The sequence below is a fragment of the Gilliamella sp. B2838 genome, assembly GCF_026536185.1.
GTDB lineage: Bacteria > Pseudomonadota > Gammaproteobacteria > Enterobacterales > Orbaceae > Gilliamella.
In genome coordinates, this window is the sequence record NZ_JAFNOO010000001.1 from 48,475 (window position 1) to 65,022 (window position 16,548).

General features: G+C 37.2%; 16 protein-coding genes. 10 read left to right on the top strand and 6 right to left on the bottom strand.

Annotated elements, in window-relative coordinates; all coding sequences use genetic code 11:
* The first annotated feature begins 169 nt into the window (after nt 1-169).
* Together ychF and moeA are read left to right on the top strand one after the other, a co-directional pair.
* A complete protein-coding gene (gene ychF, locus J3U63_RS00250) occupies nt 170-1,261 on the top strand; it encodes a redox-regulated ATPase YchF (protein ID WP_267333016.1) in 1,092 nt (363 codons plus the stop codon).
* A gap of 157 nt (nt 1,262-1,418) precedes the next feature.
* A complete protein-coding gene (moeA, locus tag J3U63_RS00255; RefSeq protein WP_267333017.1) occupies nt 1,419-2,645 on the top strand; it encodes a molybdopterin molybdotransferase MoeA in 1,227 nt (408 codons plus the stop codon).
* Here moeA and J3U63_RS00260 read toward each other — a convergent pair.
* The 4 genes from J3U63_RS00260 to folB form a co-directional block, all read right to left on the bottom strand.
* Nucleotides 2,637-3,065: an EamA family transporter gene (locus J3U63_RS00260; RefSeq protein WP_065633385.1), complete on the bottom strand. Its 429-nt coding sequence runs from the start codon at nt 3,063-3,065 to the stop codon at nt 2,637-2,639. The genes moeA and J3U63_RS00260 overlap by 9 nt on opposite strands.
* A 1-nt stretch (nt 3,066) precedes the next feature.
* A complete protein-coding gene (locus tag J3U63_RS00265; RefSeq protein WP_065633386.1) occupies nt 3,067-3,273 on the bottom strand; it encodes a hypothetical protein in 207 nt (68 codons plus the stop codon).
* A gap of 63 nt (nt 3,274-3,336) precedes the next feature.
* The gene (locus J3U63_RS00270; protein WP_267370150.1) at nt 3,337-4,329 is read right to left on the bottom strand and encodes an MBL fold metallo-hydrolase; all 993 of its coding nucleotides are present in this window, start codon (nt 4,327-4,329) and stop codon (nt 3,337-3,339) included.
* Between the two features lie 22 nt (nt 4,330-4,351).
* Complete coding sequence (folB, locus tag J3U63_RS00275) at nt 4,352-4,723, bottom strand: dihydroneopterin aldolase (RefSeq protein WP_267333019.1); 372 nt, start codon at nt 4,721-4,723, stop codon at nt 4,352-4,354.
* Between the two features lie 95 nt (nt 4,724-4,818).
* Between folB and rsmE the strand changes: the two genes are divergently transcribed.
* The 8 genes from rsmE to J3U63_RS00315 all read left to right on the top strand — a co-directional run bounded on the left by rsmE (nt 4,819) and on the right by J3U63_RS00315 (nt 14,619).
* Nucleotides 4,819-5,550, top strand: a complete 732-nt coding sequence (rsmE, locus tag J3U63_RS00280; protein WP_416379646.1) for a 16S rRNA (uracil(1498)-N(3))-methyltransferase — start codon at nt 4,819-4,821, stop codon at nt 5,548-5,550.
* Nucleotides 5,551-5,744: 194 nt separating this feature from the next.
* Entirely contained in the window at nt 5,745-6,695 is a 951-nt protein-coding gene (gene gshB / locus J3U63_RS00285) for a glutathione synthase (RefSeq protein WP_267333021.1), read from the top strand.
* Nucleotides 6,696-6,703: 8 nt separating this feature from the next.
* Nucleotides 6,704-7,156: a GNAT family N-acetyltransferase gene (locus J3U63_RS00290; RefSeq protein ID WP_267333022.1), complete on the top strand. Its 453-nt coding sequence runs from the start codon at nt 6,704-6,706 to the stop codon at nt 7,154-7,156.
* Nucleotides 7,157-7,175: 19 nt separating this feature from the next.
* On the top strand, nt 7,176-7,733 hold the full coding sequence (locus tag J3U63_RS00295; protein WP_267333023.1) for a YqgE/AlgH family protein: 558 nt from the start codon (nt 7,176-7,178) through the stop codon (nt 7,731-7,733).
* 3 nt (nt 7,734-7,736) lie between these two features.
* Nucleotides 7,737-8,147 carry a Holliday junction resolvase RuvX gene (gene ruvX / locus J3U63_RS00300; RefSeq protein WP_267333024.1) on the top strand — a complete coding sequence of 137 codons (411 nt, stop codon included), beginning with the start codon at nt 7,737-7,739 and terminating at the stop codon, nt 8,145-8,147.
* 100 nt (nt 8,148-8,247) lie between these two features.
* Nucleotides 8,248-9,285, top strand: a complete 1,038-nt coding sequence (purM, locus tag J3U63_RS00305) for a phosphoribosylformylglycinamidine cyclo-ligase (RefSeq protein WP_267333025.1) — start codon at nt 8,248-8,250, stop codon at nt 9,283-9,285.
* A 336-nt stretch (nt 9,286-9,621) separates the two neighbouring features.
* On the top strand, nt 9,622-13,164 hold the full coding sequence (gene nifJ / locus J3U63_RS00310; protein WP_267333026.1) for a pyruvate:ferredoxin (flavodoxin) oxidoreductase: 3,543 nt from the start codon (nt 9,622-9,624) through the stop codon (nt 13,162-13,164).
* A 267-nt stretch (nt 13,165-13,431) separates the two neighbouring features.
* Entirely contained in the window at nt 13,432-14,619 is a 1,188-nt protein-coding gene (locus tag J3U63_RS00315) for a pyridoxal phosphate-dependent aminotransferase (protein WP_267370151.1), read from the top strand.
* 88 nt (nt 14,620-14,707) lie between these two features.
* On the opposite strand, the gene J3U63_RS00320 is transcribed toward J3U63_RS00315, so the two are convergent.
* Together J3U63_RS00320 and J3U63_RS00325 are read right to left on the bottom strand one after the other, a co-directional pair.
* On the bottom strand, nt 14,708-15,241 hold the full coding sequence (locus J3U63_RS00320; protein ID WP_267333028.1) for a C40 family peptidase: 534 nt from the start codon (nt 15,239-15,241) through the stop codon (nt 14,708-14,710).
* Nucleotides 15,189-16,547 carry a DUF3482 domain-containing protein gene (locus J3U63_RS00325; protein WP_267333029.1) on the bottom strand — a complete coding sequence of 453 codons (1,359 nt, stop codon included), beginning with the start codon at nt 16,545-16,547 and terminating at the stop codon, nt 15,189-15,191. The genes J3U63_RS00320 and J3U63_RS00325 overlap by 53 nt, the downstream gene beginning before the upstream one ends.
* Nucleotide 16,548: the final 1 nt, after the last annotated feature.

Sequence of the window (16,548 nt, forward strand, 5' to 3'; positions counted from 1 at the left end):
ATATATGTCTTACTTGTTGCAATCAACTAAAGCGCGGTTATTGAATAAACCTGCGAATAATTTTGCTAACTTTGCATTCAACATGAAGAACATTGGCACAATCGGCACGATTTAGTATATAATTAGCCTCTATTTTCAAGCTATTTTAGAATAAAAGGTAATTAAAAGTATGGGATTTAAATGTGGTATTGTCGGACTACCAAATGTTGGCAAGTCAACTCTTTTTAACGCATTAACTAAAGCAGGTATTGAAGCAGCTAACTTTCCATTTTGTACAATTGAACCCAATACTGGTGTTGTACCTATGCCCGATCCACGTTTAGATGAATTGGCTAAAATTGTAAAACCACAGCGCACGTTACCCACAACAATGGAGTTTGTTGACATTGCCGGTTTAGTGAAAGGCGCATCAAAAGGTGAAGGTTTGGGTAATCAATTTTTGGCTAATATTCGTGAAACTGAAGCTATTGGTCATGTGGTTCGTTGTTTTGAAAACGACAATATTATCCATGTTGCTGGCAAGATTGATCCCGCAGAAGATATCGAAATTATCAATACTGAACTAGCACTTTCCGATCTTGAAGCCTGTGAACGTGCGATAACTCGTGTACAAAAACGAGCTAAAGGTGGAGATAAAGAGGCCAAATTTGAGTTAGAAATCCTTGAAAAATGTTTACCACATTTAGAGCAAGGAAAAAAATTATTACTTTTAGACTTAAGTAAAGAAGAACTCGAAGCGATTAAATACCTAAGTTTTTTAACGTTAAAACCAACCATGTACATTGCCAATGTAAATGAAGATGGTTTTGAAAATAACCCATATTTAGAAAAAGTGAAAGCTATAGCTGCTCAAGAAAAATCAGTAGTGGTACCGGTCTGTGCTGCTATTGAAGCAGAATTAGCCGAACTTGACGATGCCGATCGTGATGAATTTATGCAAGACCTTGGTTTAACTGAACCTGGGCTTAATCGAGTCATTCGCGCAGGCTACAGCTTACTTAATTTACAAACCTATTTTACAGCGGGTGTTAAAGAAGTTCGTGCATGGACGATTTCGGTCGGGGATACCGCCCCACAAGCAGCCGGTAAAATTCATACCGACTTTGAAAAAGGCTTTATTCGCGCACAAACTATCGCTTTTGATGATTTCATTAAATATGGTGGTGAACAAGGCGCAAAAGAAGCTGGTAAAATGCGCTCTGAAGGTAAAGATTATGTCGTACAAGACGGTGACATTATGAATTTCTTATTTAATGTCTAATCCTGCTTATATCGTCGCCATTAGGCGACGATTTGTTAAACGAATTTAACCATAACTTGATAACAAATCATGTTTTTATTAAAAGCTATTTACTAGTTAACTCTTCTTGTTAGTGAATAACAAAATGGATTTTTAAAATTAAACAAGGCTCATTTTTATGCTACTCACTTTTGAACAAGCCAAACAAAAAATTCTGCAAGCCGTATCGTCCATAAAATTACCCAATTGTGAGCAAGTGAGTTTGCTTGACTCCCTCGATCGGATAACGGCAAAACCAGTAATATCGCCGATGAATGTGCCAAGTTTTGATAATTCAGCCATGGATGGTTATGCGGTAAGATTATCGGATATTGAACACGCCAAAAATCTACCAGTAGCAGGCGTTATTTATGCAGGCGATGATGTTGACAATCTTCATTGGCCGAAAGGCACATGTTTACGAATTATGACAGGTGCGGCCTTACCTAATGAGGCCGATGCCGTTGTCATGCAAGAGCAAACCGAAAAATCGGATTTAGGGATTAGATTTTTAAATGAAGTAAAAAGCGGTGATAACATTCGTCGATGCGGGGAAGACATAAAGAAAGATGCCATTATCGTTGAGTGTGGCACTAAATTAACCATACCAACCCTATCAACCCTTGCAACCCTCGGAATTAATCAACTTACCGTATTTAAAAAATTAAACGTCGCTATTTTTTCTACTGGTAACGAATTAACCTCTATTGGTGAGCCTTTATCTAATAACGCTAGTATTTATGATAGTAACCGTTTCACCTTAAGATTATTATTACAAAAACTAAACTGCGAAATTATCGACTTTGGTATTATTCCTGACGATCCCATGCAAATCAAACAGGCGTTATCTAATGCCGCTAAACAAGCTAATTTAATCATCACAAGTGGTGGAGTCTCGGTTGGTGATGCCGATTATACCAAAATGGCTTTAGAACAATTGGGCGAAATTGATTTTTGGAAAATTGCCATCAAACCCGGAAAACCGTTTGCACTGGGTAAAATTGGCGATGCATTATTTTGTGGATTACCGGGTAATCCGGTTTCAACATTAGTGACTTTTTATCAATTAGTTCAACCAATAATTTTAACCTTAAGTGGACAACAACGCTCATCGATCAATACATCTTTTACCGTCAAAACTGCCTGTGATTTGAAAAAAAGTATCGGCCGCATGGATTTTCAACGCGGCAAACTTTACCTTGATGATCAAGGTGAGCTAGCCGTTACCACAACTGGTCAACAAGGATCGCACATAACACAATCGTTCAATCGCGCTAACTGCTTTATTTTGCTTGAACAAGAACGAGGCAATGTTAAAAAAGGCGAACGTGTTACCGTTGAGCTATTTAATGCACTACTAAAATAGTGCAACTAAAATTGCACCAGCGGCAATCATTAAAACGCCAATACTGGCAAGAAAGGAAATTTTTTCACCAAATAAAATGACGGCAAAGATAACAGCAAAAACAACACTTAGCTTATCTATGGGGGCAACTTGAGATACTTTGCCCTCTTTAATTGCCATAAAATAAAACAACCAAGATAGAGCGCCAGCAATACCACTAAGTGCAATGATAAATAACGCTTTTTTGTCATTCAAAAAAGTACTTATCAAATTTAGTTTACCTTGTACTACCACAACGCCCACTAAGAAGATAGCCATTACAATTGCACGAATAGCCGTTGCCGTGTTGGCATCAAGATGTTGTAAACCAATTTTACCTAAAATAGCGACAAAAGCAGCCGAAATTGCCGATAATAATGCATAAATGAGCCAAGCACTCATGTTAATACCTATCTATTTGAAACAAATACTGCTGATTATTACCGTTAGTTTCACACTGTTGTGATTTATTCATCACACCACGGCAATCTTCTAAAACGCCATGTGCTTTTGACCAATGGTATTTTTTGCCTTCATCATTTTTGCCACCACAACCAACTAAAGTTAAACTCATGACTAAGCATGACAACGCAATAAGATTAGATTTCATATGTTTCCTCAATATTCTAGGCCAATGGCTTTTTTAATTTATTTATGTTATTGGTGATTAATATTATTTTAATTCATAATTCTCGGGATTAATAGCTAAACTACCGCCTATTTTCAATAAATAAAACTGACGCGAGTGCTTAAGTGAGCTTAATAGTTCAGGAGGTTCATCTAATGGATCATCGGCTAATTCAAATGTTCCCCAATGAATAGCTATGGCAGATTGACAATTAAGTTCATCATATAACTGCACTGCTTGCGCGGGATCGATATGCTGTGATTGCATAAACCACCTTGGCGCATAAGCACCGATTGGAATTAAGGCTAAATCAATTTTGCTAAAACGTTCATTAATTTTTTTTAAACTGGGTGAATATCCGGTATCGCCCATAAAATAAACTGTCTTAGTTAAGCCATCACAATTAGACTGCATCATCCAACCACACCATAATACTTTATTGGTATCAAATAGTCCTCGCTTACTCCAATGCTGAGCCGGCGTGGCAGTAAACGTAATATCATTTATGTTAATTGAATCCCACCAATCCAATTCTATAACATTTTGTGCACCCCATTTGATTAATTTATTTTTCAATCCTAGCGGAACAAGCAGTGTAACATTAGCAAACCGCATAATAAGCTGTTTAATGCTAGTAAAGTCAAGATGATCATAATGATTATGCGAAATAACAATAAAATCAAGCTGAGAAAGCTTATCAATACTTATTGCTGCTGGGGTTAAACGTTTAGGCCCCATCCATTGTGAAGGTGATGCTCGCTGTGAAAAAATAGGATCGGTCAATATTATTTTGTTATTTAAACGGATTAATGTTGTTGAATGCCCTATCCACCAAACGCGGTCACCGCTCAACGTTAAATCTATATTTTCACACCACGTTTGTCTAAATGCATCGTACCCCATTTTGGGTGGTAAAACTTTTCGTTGTCGATGCCAACGCCAAATATCCCGCAATTTTATTTTAAATGGTTGTTCATTTCGAAAACCTTTAGCGGTTCGATGGCATTGATTAGAAATGGCATCAGGTGAATTGTTCATAATAAAATCTATACTTGTGTTATTAAAAACGAGATGTCCGTTCAATCACAACCGCTACATTAGTTGCATTAGCAATTGCGCTTGGTTTGGAGACTTTAATTTTTATCCATTTCACGGCAAATTGTTGGATGATTAATTGTGCAACACGCTCAGCAACACTTTCAATTAATTCAAATGCGGTTGAAGTGATAAAATCTGTTACAGCTTGACTCACTTTAAAGTAATCCAAACAAAGTGCAACATCATCATGTTCGCCAGCAGGTTGATTATCCCATGCCATTTCTAGATCAAGTATTAGTTTTTGTTTGATGGTTTTTTCCCACTCATATACGCCAATTGTTGCTAATGTGGTTAATCCTTCAATTAATACCCTATCTTTGCTCTGTACACTCATTATCTCAAATTCCGAAAGCTTAATTGCGTGAAAATAGAGATTACCGAATATTGAGAATTTACGCTATAATTTATTGCAAATAATATTAAATAACGATCATTATGACCCGAATTTTTCAACCCTATACGCTTTCGCAAAATAGCCTAATAGAATTAAATAATGACGCTTTCAATCATCTTATTCGTGTATTAAGAATGAAAGTCGGTGAAGAGATTACCCTTTTTGATGGTTCAAACCATATCTTGCCCGCGACCATACACGAGATTAATAAAAAATCTGTAAAGGTAACAACAAAGGATTTGATTTTAGATGATCGTGAATCACCATTAAATATCCATTTAGGACAAGTCATATCTCGTGGCGAAAAAATGGAGTTTACTATCCAAAAATCAGTCGAGCTAGGTGTTGCAAGTATTACACCTTTACTTTCTGAACGTTGTGGAGTCAAACTCGATGAGGAACGGCTGGAAAAAAAAGTACAACAATGGCAAAAAATCGTGATTTCTGCTTGTGAACAATGTGGACGTAATATCATTCCTAAAATAAATCCAGTTGTAAAATTAGAAAATTGGTGTGCAAATTTAACTGACGGACTAAAACTTAATCTTCACCCTAAAGCTAAGCAAGGTATTAATCAATTAGCGTGCGAACATAACACCCTCAATTTACTTATTGGCCCGGAAGGTGGGCTTTCAGATGACGAAATAAATTTGACTCATCAATATCATTTTACTGACCTATTACTAGGACCACGAGTTTTACGCACCGAAACAGCGGCGCTAACAGCCATAACTGCATTACAAGTTCGTTTTGGTGATTTGGGATAATCAATAAAAAAGCGTGATAATAAATGTTTATTTGCATCTCATTGAGTAACGAGTATGATAGTTGCCAGCATAATTAAATGCTATTTTATAACGCCATTTATCAACAATGTTTCAAACATACCTTATAAACGGTATAAAATCGCACAACGTAATATCGTGTTAGTAAAACCAATAAAAATCAGTAAGGAGTTACCATGATTAAGCTTGGTATTGTAATGGATCCAATTAGCCAAATAAAAATAAAAAAAGACACCAGTTTTGCCATGTTACATGAAGCACAAAAACGAGGCTACCAACTTTTTTATATGGAAATGAACGACCTGTTCTTACTAAACGGTGAAGCTTATGCAACTACTCGTACTTTAACCGTTCATAATGATAACTCTCACTGGTTTGATATGGGAGATGAACAAACGCTGCCATTAAGTGAACTCGACGTAATATTAATGCGAAAAGACCCACCATTTGATACTGAATTTATCTACGCAACTTATATTCTAGAACGGGCTGAAGCAAAAGGTGTACTGGTGGTGAATAAACCACAAAGTTTGCGAGATTGTAATGAGAAGTTATTCACTGCATGGTTTGCTGAATTTACGCCAGAAACACTCGTTACCCGTCAAACCAATCAACTAAAATCGTTTTATCAAAAATACGGCGATATTATTTTAAAACCCCTTGATGGTATGGGCGGCGCCTCGATTTTCAGAATAAAAGCGGGCGATCCTAATGTCTCGGTAATTATTGAAACACTTACAGAACATAATAGCCGTTACTGTATGGCTCAAACCTACATACCGGCTATTAAAGATGGTGATAAACGTGTTTTAGTTGTTGACGGTGAACCCGTTCCTTATTGTTTAGCCAGAATCCCTCAAAAAGGCGAAACCAGAGGTAATCTTGCTGCCGGTGGTCATGGGGAAGTTAGAGCATTAAGTGAAAGTGATTGGCAGATTGCTAAAAGCATAGCACCCGTATTAAAACAAAAAGGTTTACTGTTTGTTGGTTTAGATATTATTGGTGATAAACTAACTGAAATCAATGTAACAAGTCCAACCTGTGTACGTGAGATTGAATCTGAAAACCCCAAACTTTCTATTACCGGTATGTTAATGGATGCGATTGAACGTCGATTAAATAAGTAGAGAAAAAAATGATTAGAGAATTTCAAAGTAAAGATTTAGACACAGTGATGAATATATGGCTTGAAGGTAACCAACAAGCACATAGCTTTATTGATCCGCAATTTTTTAAACAAAATTATGACATTGTCAAAATGTTAATTCCGATGTCAACGGTGTATGTACAAGATCTTAACGGTGTTAAAGGTTTCATTGGCGTAACCGAAAATTACATCTCGGGTCTCTTTGTTGTACCTGAATATCGTGGGCAAGGCATTGGTAAAGCGCTAGTTGAAAAAGCTAAGCAGCGCCATAGTGAGTTACTAGTACATGTTTATAAGAAAAATAGTTCTGCAATTAACTTTTTTTTATCGCAACAATTTGAAATTATAAACGAATCAATCAATGAAGAGAGTAACGAACCTGAATTATTGATGCGTTGTAATATCCAACATCATGTAAAAATTGGCAAATGTGCATTATAAACTATAGAAATGTGAGCATATGAATTTAAAAAATCATTTTATCGTAGCAATGCCAACTATCACTGAGCCAACATTTAGTCGATCTGTTGTATATATTTGCGAACATAATCGTGATGGGGCAATGGGGATTGTTATCAATAAACCAATACAAGATCTTAATGTCGCCGCAGTCTTAGCTCGCCTTGAAATTACCGCAAGTAAAAACTGTGCTGAACTTGAGCATCCTGTTTTTGCTGGTGGACCAATAGCTGAAGAACAGGGATTTATTTTGCATACGCCGCAACAAGGGTTTGCATCCAGCATAAAAATTTCGGATGATATAATGATTACCACATCGCTTGATCTACTAAAATCAATCGGTTCGCCTGAGCAACCTAAAGATATGTTTTTAGCATTAGGTTATTCTGGGTGGCAGTCACTGCAATTAGAAGCTGAAGTAGCACGTAATGATTGGTTAGTGACAGATGTTGATCCAAAAATTATTTTTGAATCCGCAATTGAAGATCGTTGGCAAAAAGCAGCGCAATCACTCGGTATTAACATAAATACGATTTCGCACCAAATGGGAAATGCATAATAAATGGCAACAATAATTGCATTTGATTTTGGAACTGCGAGCATTGGCGCTGCGATTGGGCAAGATATTACCAAAACAGCGAATCCATTATGCGCTTTTAAAGCGCGTGATGGTATTCCGAATTGGCAAGCAATTGAAAAAATGTTAAATGAATGGAAACCTGACTATTTGGTTGTAGGCTTACCACTTAACATGGATGGGACTGAACAACCGTTAACTGCTCGAGCACGTAAATTCGCTAATCGTTTGCATGGTATGTTTGGTTATCAAGTCCATCTACAAGATGAACGGCTATCTACCGTTGAGGCAAAATCCCATATTTTTGCTTCTCGTGGTTATAAAGCGCTGGAAAAGGGGCATGTTGATGCAACATCAGCAATTATCATTCTAGAAAGTTGGTTTGAAGCCAATTAATTATGTTAATTAATTGGTTATTTCATATAATTATAGATCGCCATTCCATTGCTTCCTTGCTAAAATATCAGCAATTTTTCTATTGTAAGGATTACTCCTCGTGTCAAATAACAACTCTCTAAGTTATAAAGATGCTGGCGTTGATATTGATGCCGGTAACGAACTCGTTAATCGAATCAAATCAGTAGTAAAAGCGACTAAGCGCCCAGAAGTCATGGGGGGTTTAGGCGGATTTGGTGCACTATGTGCAATTCCGCAAAAATACAAAGAGCCTATTTTAGTATCTGGAACAGATGGCGTTGGTACTAAACTCCGTCTGGCGATGGATTTAAATCGACATGATGCAATTGGCATTGATTTAGTTGCGATGTGCGTTAATGATCTTATTGTGCAAGGTGCAGAACCGCTATTTTTCCTTGATTATTATGCCACAGGTAAACTTAACGTTGATGTAGCAACTACAGTCGTCACAGGTATTGCTGAAGGCTGTAAGCAAGCGGGGTGTGCATTAGTTGGCGGTGAAACAGCTGAAATGCCAGGCATGTATCATGGTAATGATTATGACTTAGCAGGATTTTGTGTGGGTGTTGTTGAAAAAACGGAAATGATTGATGGCAGCAAAGTACAAGATGGTGATGCGTTGATTGCTTTAGCATCGAGTGGGCCACACTCCAATGGCTATTCGCTAGTACGGAAGATTATCGAAGTGAGTGGGGTAAATCCAGCAAAAACACAATTAGAAGACAAAACGCTGGCCGATCACTTACTTGCACCAACAAAAATCTATGTAAAATCGATTCTAAACTTAATTACGCAAATTGATGTGCATGCCATAGCACATATCACTGGTGGTGGATTTTGGGAAAACATTCCGCGCGTTTTGCCCGACAATACTCAAGCGATAATTAATGAAAACAGTTGGCAATGGCCTGCAATCTTTAATTGGCTACAGCAGGCAGGTAATGTGGATCGTCACGAAATGTACCGAACATTTAACTGTGGAGTTGGATTGATTATTGCGCTACCTAAATCACTTGCAGCTAAAGCCATTACCATACTCAATAATCAAGGTGAAAAGGCTTGGTTACTCGGTGAAATTAAACACTCAACGTCAAACGAACGTGTAATAATAAAATAGCCAAGTGGTTAACACTATTATTATCCAACCATACAGGTTGGATAATAATAAGCAATAGGTAAAACGTAGTAGAGAACCACCCTCATTATTAGAAGGTTTTATCGTTAAGTTGATAAATCACCAACAGGTATTTTTTATTGCCTATTGAATTGATTAATTATGCCCTTTTTTAAATTTTCAACTATATTAATATCGATTTCAGTCACTCAAAAATTCAAAGAGTTAAACAAAAAATTTAACATAAAAATAACGAAAAGCTATCTTACTTTCTGGTACAATAATATTAATTATTATAACTAAGTAATGTCATAATACTCTAGAATACAAGGTTTTTTAATGATCATATCAGATGCTAATAGTGCGGTATCTTCCGTTGCTTATCGTGCAAACGAAGTCATTGCTATTTATCCAATAACACCAAGTTCATCAATGGCAGAACAAGCTAGTACATGGGCTGAATTCAATAAACCTAACGTGTTTGGGGATATCCCTAAAGTGGTTGAAATGCAATCTGAAGCAGGCGCGATTTCAACTGTGCATGGCGCGTTAATGACAGGTGCATTAGCTACCTCATTTACCTCATCGCAGGGTTTGCTACTGATGATTCCATCCCTGTATAAAATCGCTGGGGAACTGACACCATTTGTTTTACACGTTGCTGCACGTACCGTTGCGACTCATGCTCTATCAATTTTTGGTGATCACTCCGATGTGATGTCAATCAGACAAACTGGTTTTGCGATGCTCTGCTCAAGCTCGGTACAAGAAGCACAAGATTTAGCATTAATCGCGCAAATGGCAACCTTTAATAGTCGTGTGCCTTTTGTCCACTTTTTTGATGGGTTTAGAACCTCACATGAAGTCAATAAAATCTATCCACTGACTGACGAAGATATCCATCAACTTTTACCTCATGAAGCCATTAAAGCTTACCGTTCTCGAGCTTTAACACCGGATAAACCGGTTATACGAGGTACATCAGCTAACCCAGATACCTTTTTCCAATGCCGTGAAGCAGTCAATCCTTATTACAATAACACTTATCAGCATGTTGTCGATGCGATGGACGCTTTTGAACAACAAACAGGTCGAAAGTATCAGCCATTCGAATATTATGGTGCTAATGATGCCGAGCGAGTAATAGTTATCATGGGTTCGGGTGCAAGTACTAGTAAAGAAGTCGTTGATTATTTGAATAAAAATGATGAAAAAGTGGGTGTGGTAATTGTTAGGTTATATCGCCCTTTTTCCGCCAAACATTTTCTGGAAGTTATTCCGACTAGTGTTAAAAAAGTGGCGGTATTAGATAGAACTAAAGAACCCGGTGCTCAAGCTGAGCCACTTTATTTAGATATAATGACAGCTTTTGCAGAAAGCTTTAGTCAAGGCGAACGAAGCAATATACCCAAAATAATTGGTGGACGTTATGGTTTATCATCAAAAGAGTTTGATCCTTGCTGTGTTCTGGCTATTTTTACAGAACTACAATTAGAAAATCCTCGCCCTCGTTTTACTGTGGGTATTTATGATGATATCACCGGTTTATCGTTACCCTTACCTGAAAAGTCTATTCCTCAAAAATCTGCACTTGAAGCACTATTTTATGGGCTTGGCAGTGATGGCACAGTGTCGGCAACAAAAAATAATATCAAAATTATTGGGGATAGTTCGCCCTTTTATGTTCAGGGATTTTTTGTTTATGACTCTAAAAAAGCAGGTGGCTTAACGACTTCTCATTTACGTGTTAATTTAGAACCGATAGACTCGCCTTATTTAATTACGAGTGCACACTTTATCGGTTGTCATCAAGATCAATTTATTGATAAATATCAGATTGTTGAAAAACTTAAAGATGATGGCATTTTTTTACTCAATACCCCTTATAGTAAAGATGAAATTTGGCATCGCTTACCGAAAGAAGTTCAAATACAATTAATTAAAAAAAGAGCGCACTTTTATATCATCAATGCAGCTAAAATAGCACGTGAATGTAATTTAGGTGCAAGAATTAATACCGTAATGCAGGCGGCTTTTTTTCATCTTTCAGAAATATTTAAAAATGACTTCAGTATTGCTCAATTAAAAGAAGTCATTGCCAAAAGTTACAGTAGTAAAGGGCAAGAATTAGTTGAAAATAACTGGAAAGCGCTTGATTTAGCTATCGCGTCACTCGAACAAATCCCATTAAGTTGTGTCGATGAAAGTAGCACATCACGCCCAGCTATTGTGCCATATAACGCACCTGATTTTGTTAAAATGGTTACAGCAACAATGCTAGCAGGACTTGGTGATAGCTTGCCTGTATCGGCTTTTCCCCCTGATGGCACTTGGCCAACCGGAACAACAAAATGGGAAAAACGTAATATTGCTGAAGAGATACCTATTTGGCAACCCGAGCTTTGCACGCAATGTAACCACTGTGCGGTTGCTTGCCCACATGCAGCCATTCGAGCCAAGGTTGTAGCGCCAGATGATATGATTAATGCACCTGAGTCGCTTAGTTCGCTCGAAGTGAAAGCACGTGACATGAAAGGTCAACGCTATGTATTGCAAGTTGCGCCTGAAGATTGTACAGGTTGTAATTTATGTGTTGAAGTTTGTCCTGCCCGAGATCGAAATAACTTCGATATTAAAGCAATTAATATGCGTCCGCGTATTGAAAACCTCGATACCCAGCGAATTAATTATGACTATTTCTCGGCGTTACCCGATCGTGATATAAAAACGCTTGAACGTATTGATATCCGTACGTCACAATTACTAACACCGCTATTTGAATACTCGGGAGCATGTGCAGGCTGTGGTGAAACACCTTATATTAAATTGTTAACCCAGCTCTATGGTGATCATTTAGCCATTGCCAATGCAACCGGCTGCTCATCGATTTATGGTGGAAATTTACCTTCTACGCCTTATACTACCGATCGTAGTGGTCGTGGACCCGCTTGGGCTAACTCATTATTTGAAGATAATGCTGAATTTGCTTTGGGTTACCGTATTACTTATGATCAACATAAAAAACGCGTTTTACGATTATTAGAGCATGTTGCCGGTGAAATCTCACCCGAAATTACCCTAGCCTTACAATCAGCAGATGTTTCGATTGCAGATAAACGCGCACAAATTGCTATATTACGTGAACAATTAGCACACTTGGATTCGATCGAAGCTAAAGAATTAATGCAAGATGCAGACTATTTAATTGATAAGTCAGTATGGGCTATTGGTGGCGATGGTTGGGCTTATGACATTGGCTTTGGTGGGCTTGATCATGTGATGAGTTTAACTGATAACGTCAATATTTTAGTATTAGATACACAATGCTACTCAAATACAGGTGGTCAGCAATCGAAGGCAACACCAATGGGTGCAGTATCTAAATTTGCCGATCTAGGGAAACACAAAGCACGTAAAGATTTAGGCATAAGTGTAATGATGTATGGTCATGTATATGTTGCGCAAATAGCATTAGGTTCTCAGCTCAATCAGACACTTAAAGCGCTGCAAGAGGCCGAAGCCTATGATGGACCTTCACTTGTTATCGCGTATAGTCCTTGTGAAGAACATGGCTATGATCTGGCTAAATCACATGAACAGATGAAAGATTTAGTCAAATCTGGATTCTGGCCGCTTTATCGTTATGATCCACGCCGCGTAGCAGAAGGAAAACCAGGTTTAGTATTAGACTCTAAATCACCAAATAGTGAATCATTGTCAGATATCCTACTGAAAGAACAACGATTCCGACGATTAGAGACATTAGAGCCGGCTGTTGCGAATACTTTACATGAACGATCAACAAAAATGGTTAACTCGAAGTATAAGTTTTTGCAGATGTTATCAACCTACTCAGATATTGAAACGCCTGCTGATAGTTAACTAACCTTATCAAGGTTAACCAAATTAACTGCGCTTATTTATCATTGTTAAATAAGCGCAGTATTTAAAAAAAAGATTTAATTGTGCAAAAAAGCACCAATAGAGTGCATTTCAACACTTCCCCTACTCACACTTACCAATACAATAAATACAAATGTTCTTGACTTAGATAACAAAATTAAGCATTACATAATCGGCAATTGAAACTGGTATAAATATTGCATCAAACTATTACCGACAGAAGATCAACTAATGGTGAGGTGAATAATGGATGCAAATTTAAATATCAGCCGTCGAAGTTTATTAACATTCTCTGGTGCGGCAATTGCTGGTTTATCAATAAATCAATTACTGTCCAAAGCCCATGCTCAAGAAGTGCAAAAATCGATCGCTTTTTCATTGCCCATGCTTGATACAGTTGTAACACCTGATGCAAATAATCCAGTAAGGCTTAACTTTAATGAGAATGCTTTAGGTATGTCACCTTCAGCCAAACAAGCAGCAATTGATGCAGTTCCTAAAGCTAACCGTTATGCTAAAGCGGAGATGCCGATTTTAAGTCAGTCATTAGCAGAACATCATAATGTCAGTGAAAAACAGATACTCTTGACTGCCGGTTCATCAGAAGGTATTAGAAGTACCATCGCTGCTTTTGTAAAACCCAATACTCAGCTAGTTATACCTGAACTTACCTACAGTGATGGAGAACAATTTGCTAAAATTTTTAATTTAAAAATAACCAAAGTACCTTGTTTAAATGACTGGAAAATTGATATCAACGGGTTAAGAAAAGCCGTTGAAGCTCATCAAGGATTCTCAATAGTTTATTTAGTTAACCCTAATAATCCAACTTCTACTGTGTTTGGTTTACCTGAAATTGAATCATGGGTAGCGAGCAAACCTAACAATACTATTTTTATTTTTGATGAAGCATATGCCGAATTTGTCAATGATCCAACCTTTAAGTCTGCCGATAAATTTATTACACAAGGTTACGAAAATATTGTATTACTTAAAACATTTTCAAAAATACACGCAATGGCGGGATTACGTGTTGGTTATGTTGTTAGTACCGAAGTTCACATACAAAATATTTCACAATATGTCGCAGGTGAAAAACTGAATTATTGTGGTGTTTGTGCTGCTTTGGCTTCGATGAAAGATAAACAATATCTGACTTATTCCAAAAAAGCCGTTGATGTATCGAGGGAAATTATGGAAAAAACATTATCAGACCTTGGGCTGCATTATCTTAAATCAGAAACAAACTTCATATTTCACCAAACGCCAATTGATTTGAATAAATATCGTGAATTGATGAAACAAAAATTTATATTAATTGGTAGAGATTTTGCACCAGCTACAAACTGGTGTCGAATATCACTTGGAACACCAGGTGAAATGCTTTATGTGGCTAATGTAATGCGTGAATTGAAAGAACAGGGGAAAATTTAATTTAGCAATGCTCAAAAATAATAAAGCTCTCGAAATCAGTTAACTTAGAGAGCTTTTTAATTTATTAATTTGTATTCAATTGAGTTGACTAACCATCTGTTAAGCGACGCGTCATCCAATAATGTTTTTTCCAATAATCTTCATTTAAACTGGAATAAATTACGCCTTTAGAAGTTGATGCATGTAAAAATTTACCATCAGCATAATAAATACCAACATGTAGACCACTTTGGCTACGACCAGTTTTAAAGAATACTAAATCACCTGCTTTAGGTTGAGAGACTTTATAACCTAATTGAGCTTGAGCTGATGCACTTCGCGGTAATGTCTTAGACAGTTTATTTTTGAAAAAATTCACAACTAAACCAGAACAATCGCTACCCGATAATGTCGTTCCACCGAACCGGTACGGGGTTTTTTGCCATTTTTTATAGTGAGATTCAATCTTTGCTAACATTTGCGGGTCAGGTTTAGTGGTTTTCGTTGATACCTGCCCTTGACTTGTACTACATCCAAATAACATAAAAAGAGAAAAAAGCAAAGTCGTTATTAAAAATCGCTTCTTCACACTAAAAAAGTTGTTCGGCAACATGCTTGATCGTCGATTGTCTTTTTTTGTCATTTCTTTTTGTTCCTTTATTTAAAGTCGACCATTGCGAATAGCGTCTTGCTATTTTTAACTCTTTTGGCAACACACCTTTTTCCCACTCTTGTTGTTCTAATTTTGACAACTTGATCGGATTAGTGTTCGCATGGCTGCGATGATTTAAACTTTCTTTCAGACTAAGCAGCCGTAAAGAAAGAAAACAAATAATAACATCATCAACACTTAGTTTACTATAACCAGAAAGCTGATACCGCATTCTAGAACCATAATGTTTGGCAGTTTGCATTATACTGCCTACTGCTGCTCCAATTAAAGCAGCTGAGCCAAGCGTAATTCCGCCTGTAGCTAAATCTATGCTTGCCCCAATAGTTGCACCCGACACAAAACCTTTCGTCAAATGCACACCCATTCGTTTTAATGCATCAATATTAAATAGATCTGCATTATAGCGCCCTTTTATTAAAGGTAAAGTCTCAAAACTCTCTAAATCAGAATTAAATTGATAAAGTTTCAACAATTCATTTATTGCCAATTGTTCGCGCTTTCTAACTTGATCTTGCATTTGAGCAATTGCCTGTTGATCATCAATTTTTGCCATCTTGTAAAAGGCAGTCACATCAACCAGTGCTTCCGCAATAATCAAGTTAGCACTTTGATGACGAGATTGCCGCATTTGTGCAATTTGATCTAACCATTGATCTAAGATCTTTTTGGCAGGTTCGAGCAATAAAGCAAGACTTTTATATAATCGTTCCTCGCCATCTAGGGGCGGAACTATAGCGTCAAACCGTATGATAGCATGTATCCCCACGCGTGAGAGTAATCTTTTCCATTCCTTTTCATTTTCTTTTTCGCTTGCGGTAAAATTTAATACGGCAAGCATTGGTTTATCACTACTCGCAAGTATTGCAAGCTCATCATGATATTTATCTAAAATCGGCTCACGCACGTCTATAACATAGATTGCCGCATCACTTTTGAGCAATTGTCGGATGACTTTTGCTTCTTGATCAAAACTATTTTCGGCTTCTGGACTTTGTAAAAAAATCGTTAATTTATCGATCCCATCTAGTTTACCGCTATCGATAGTTAATTGATGAATATAATCGTACAACGCTAAGCTGTCTTCCAATCCAGGCGTATCATAATAAATGATAGATTGATGATGTGCTAAAGGTAATGTAATAGACTGGACATTCCTTGTGGTCCCAGGTTTATCTGAAACTTCACCAAATTGGCTATTGTGTATTAAAGTTCGCAATAAAGACGTTTTACCGACATTGGCATGCCCGACTACAGCTAATTTTAATGTTGTTAACATG